This window comes from Paraburkholderia sp. (genome assembly GCF_035948235.1).
Classification (GTDB): domain Bacteria; phylum Pseudomonadota; class Gammaproteobacteria; order Burkholderiales; family Burkholderiaceae; genus Paraburkholderia.
Genome location: NZ_DASZJJ010000056.1, coordinates 1 through 3,755, shown reverse-complemented (window position 1 = coordinate 3,755; position 3,755 = coordinate 1). Strand labels below are relative to the sequence as shown.

The 3,755-nt window shown below is 67.0% G+C and carries 3 protein-coding genes and 1 pseudogene; all 4 read left to right on the top strand.

Annotated features, from left to right (window positions below; translation table 11 throughout):
• Nucleotides 1–373, top strand: a pseudogene (gene mutL, locus VG320_RS03650) (DNA mismatch repair protein MutL); the annotation flags it as partial.
• A 2-nt stretch (nt 374–375) separates the two neighbouring features.
• Complete coding sequence (miaA, locus tag VG320_RS03645; protein WP_327198797.1) at nt 376–1,353, top strand: tRNA (adenosine(37)-N6)-dimethylallyltransferase MiaA; 978 nt, start codon at nt 376–378, stop codon at nt 1,351–1,353.
• A gap of 321 nt (nt 1,354–1,674) precedes the next feature.
• Nucleotides 1,675–3,081, top strand: a complete 1,407-nt coding sequence (gene dalD / locus VG320_RS03640; RefSeq protein ID WP_327198796.1) for a D-arabinitol 4-dehydrogenase — start codon at nt 1,675–1,677, stop codon at nt 3,079–3,081.
• A gap of 129 nt (nt 3,082–3,210) precedes the next feature.
• The coding region (locus VG320_RS03635; protein WP_327198795.1) for an FGGY family carbohydrate kinase at nt 3,211–3,755 on the top strand (545 nt) is incomplete at its 3' end.

The following is a 3,755-nucleotide window of genomic DNA, read 5'->3' as shown; positions in this document are numbered from 1 at the left end:
CGAAGAAGAAAAGGCCACGCTCGAAGCGCTGGGCTTCGATCTGGCGGTGCTCTCGCCCACCTCGATTGCGATTCGCGCCGTGCCCGCGCTGCTCAAGGACGCCGATCTCCAGGCGCTCGCGCGCGCCGTGCTCGCCGACCTGCACGCCTACGGGGGCTCGCGCGTGCTGACCGAGCGCCAGCACGAAATGCTCGGCACGCTCGCCTGCCATCACGCGGTGCGCGCGAACCGGCGTCTCACGCTCGACGAAATGAACGCGCTGCTGCGCCAGATGGAAGCCACCGAGCGCGCCGACCAGTGCAATCACGGCCGCCCGACGTGGTACCAACTCACGCTCGCCGACCTCGATCGGCTTTTTATGCGCGGTCAATGAGCATGACGGATCACGTACTCCCGGTCGCGTGCCTGCTCGGCCCGACCGCTTCGGGCAAGACCGCCGCCGCGCTGGAATTCGCCGCGCAATCGAAAGCGCGCGGCCGCGAAGTCGAAATCGTCAGCGTCGATTCGGCGCTGGTCTATCGCGGCATGGATATCGGCACGGCCAAGCCCGACGCCGCCGAGCGCGCCGCAGCCGTGCATCATCTGATCGACATCGTCGATCCCGCCGATGCCTACTCCGCCGCCAACTTTCGCGCCGACGCGTTGCGCGTGACGGGCGAGATCGTCGCGCGCGGCAACCTGCCCTTGCTGGTGGGCGGCACGATGCTGTACTACAAGGCGCTCACGCAAGGCCTCAACGACCTGCCGACCGCCGACGCCGCCGTACGCGCGCAGCTCGACGCCGACGCGGCCCGCGACGGCTGGCCCGCGCTGCACGCGCGCCTGGCCGAAGTCGATCCGCCCACGGCGGCGCGCCTCGCGCCCAACGACTCGCAGCGCATCCAGCGCGCGCTTGAAATCTTCCTGCTGACCGGGCAGCCGATGTCGACGCTGCTGGCCGCGCCGCGCCAGAGCACCGCCGACGACGAGGCGGCGCATTACCGCTTCGTGCCAATCGCACTGGAGCCGTCGGATCGCAGCGTGCTGCACAAGCGTATCGAACAGCGCTTCGATGCGATGCTCGCCAACGGGTTGATCGACGAAGTGAAGGCCCTGCGCGAGCGCGGCGATCTGGACGCCGATCTGCCCTCGATGCGCTGCGTGGGCTATCGCCAGGCGTGGGAATATCTCGACGGCCTGATCGACTACGCGACCATGCGCGACAAAGGCGTGTTCGCCACGCGCCAGCTTTGCAAGCGCCAGCTCACGTGGCTGCGCGCAATGCCGGAACGCATCGTCGTCGATTGCTGCGCGGCCGATGTGACGGCGCAGGCGGTGGCGGCAGTCGCCGCCCTTGCTGAAGCATCGACCTGAGATTTTCAGGCGCGGCGCATCGCTCGCCGCGCGCTCTCTCGTCCTTCTCGCGTCCTCCCTATCCGCGTTTTTGCACTGCAACAACTGCGCCGCGTCGCTCATCGACGCGCGCGGTTGCGCCCTTCTAGCCCCATCACCTCGCAGCGCATCACCAAAATGCCGTGGTCCCTGGCTTGACTTTCGCACGACCGGATACGATCATTCGTTCATCAATAGAGCAAATGCTCACACCGAGAGCGACGCGCCCGCCAGAGATCACGGCGCAAAAAATGCGCGCATCGCCGACAGGCCAAATCAGGGCGAAAAAATCAGGAGACAAATATGGACAGCGCACGCAGCGACGCGAACGTGATCCTGCACATTGGCGCCGGGTCGTTTCACCGGGCGCATCAGGCGTGGTATCTGCATCGCGTGAACCTCACACGCGAGGCGGGCGAGCCGGCGTGGTCGCTCACCGTGGGCAATATCCGCGCCGATATGAACCCCGTGATGGACGCGCTCGCCGCGCAAAAAGGCGTCTATACGCTCGAAACCGTCACGCCGCAGGGCGAGCGCCACTATGAGCAGATTCACTCGATTACGCGCGTGCTGCCATGGTCGGCGGATCTCGCTAGCCTCATCGAAGCGGGCGCCGATCCAGTCTGCAAGATCATCGCCTTCACCGTCACCGAAGGCGGCTATTACCTCGACGAACACGACCGTCTGGACACCGCCAACCCCGATCTGGCCGCCGATCTGGACGGTGCGCGCTCCACCATTTACGGCGCGCTTGCCGCGATTCTCGAAGCACGCATGGCGCGCGGTGGAAATCCCGTCACGCTGCAAACCTGCGACAACCTGCGCAGCAACGGCAAGCGCTTTCACGCGGGCATGCGCGAATTCCTGAGCCTGCGCGGCGCGCTGGCGCTGCGCGAATGGTTCGACGCCAACACGGCCTGCCCCGATTCGATGGTCGATCGCATCACGCCGCGCCCCACGCCCGACGTGCGCGAGCGCGTGAAGGCCGCCACCGGCATCGACGATGCCTGCCCGGTGATGGGCGAAGCCTTCATCCAGTGGGTGATCGAAGATCACTTCTGCGCGGGGCGGCCCGCCTGGGAACGCGCGGGCGCGGAGATGGTGGAATCGGTGATGCCCTACGAGGAAGCGAAGATCCGCATCCTCAACGCCACGCATAGCTGTATCGCGTGGGCGGGCACGCTGGTGGGCCTCGACTACATCCACGAAGGCACCCATGACGCCGATATCCAGGCCTTCGCGCGCGCCTACGTGACCGAGGACGTGATCCCCTGCCTCACGCCCAGTCCGCTCGATCTGGCGAAGTATCGCGACGTGGTGCTCGAGCGCTTCAGCAATCCGTATATCCAGGACACCAACCAGCGCGTGGCCGCCGACGGCTTTTCGAAGATCCCCGGCTTTATCGCGCCGACCATCGCGCAGCGCATCGCGGCCGGCGCCACGCCAACGGCCACCGCGATCCTGCCCGCGCTGTTCCTGCGTTTCCTGCAGCGCTGGAACGCGGGCACGCTGCCGTATCAGTATCAGGATGGCGTGATGGACGGCCCGTCCGTGGCGAAGATATTCGAGTCTGAAGATCCGCTCGAAGCCTTCTGCGCCGACAAGCTGCTGTGGGGCAGCCTCGCCAGCAGCGCACCACTCGTCGCCGCGCTGCGCGATGCGCTCGCTCGCGTCGATGCGTGGCTCTCGCAACGCGGCGCCAGCGTTTGATACAGCCGATACGCAAGCTTCTTCCACCGCAACCGGACGCGCGCCGCGCCCTCGGGTCGGCGCGCATGGCGCCGCCCTGTGTGCGCGGCTAAAGTAGCGCCTCCACCTACACGAACAGTGTGCGCGCCCATGTATCTCGGCATCGACCTCGGCACCTCCGAAGTGAAAGTTCTGCTGCTCGCGCCCGACGGCCGCGTGATCGGCACCGCGGGCTCGCCGTTCACGGTCTCGCGCCCCCATCCGCGCTGGGCCGAGCAGAATCCCGCCGACTGGTGGAACGGCACGCGCGAAGCGCTCGCCGCACTGCGCGCGAAGCATCCGCACGAATTCGCCGAAGTGCGCGGCATCGGGCTTTCCGGGCAGATGCACGGCGCGGTCTTGCTCGATAAAAACGACACCGTGCTGCGCCCGGCGATCCTCTGGAACGACATGCGCGCCGTCGATGAATGCGCTGAACTGACCGCGCGCGCGCCGCAACTGCATCGCGTGGCGGGCAATCTGGCGATGCCGGGCTTTACCGCCCCCAAGCTGCTGTGGGTCGCGCGTCACGAGCCGGAACTGTTCCGCCAGACCGCCTGCGTGCTGCTGCCCAAAGACTGGCTGCGCCTGAAGCTCACGGGCGGCAAGGTGTCCGATCCCTCGGACGCGGCGGGCACGCTCTGGCTCGACGTCGC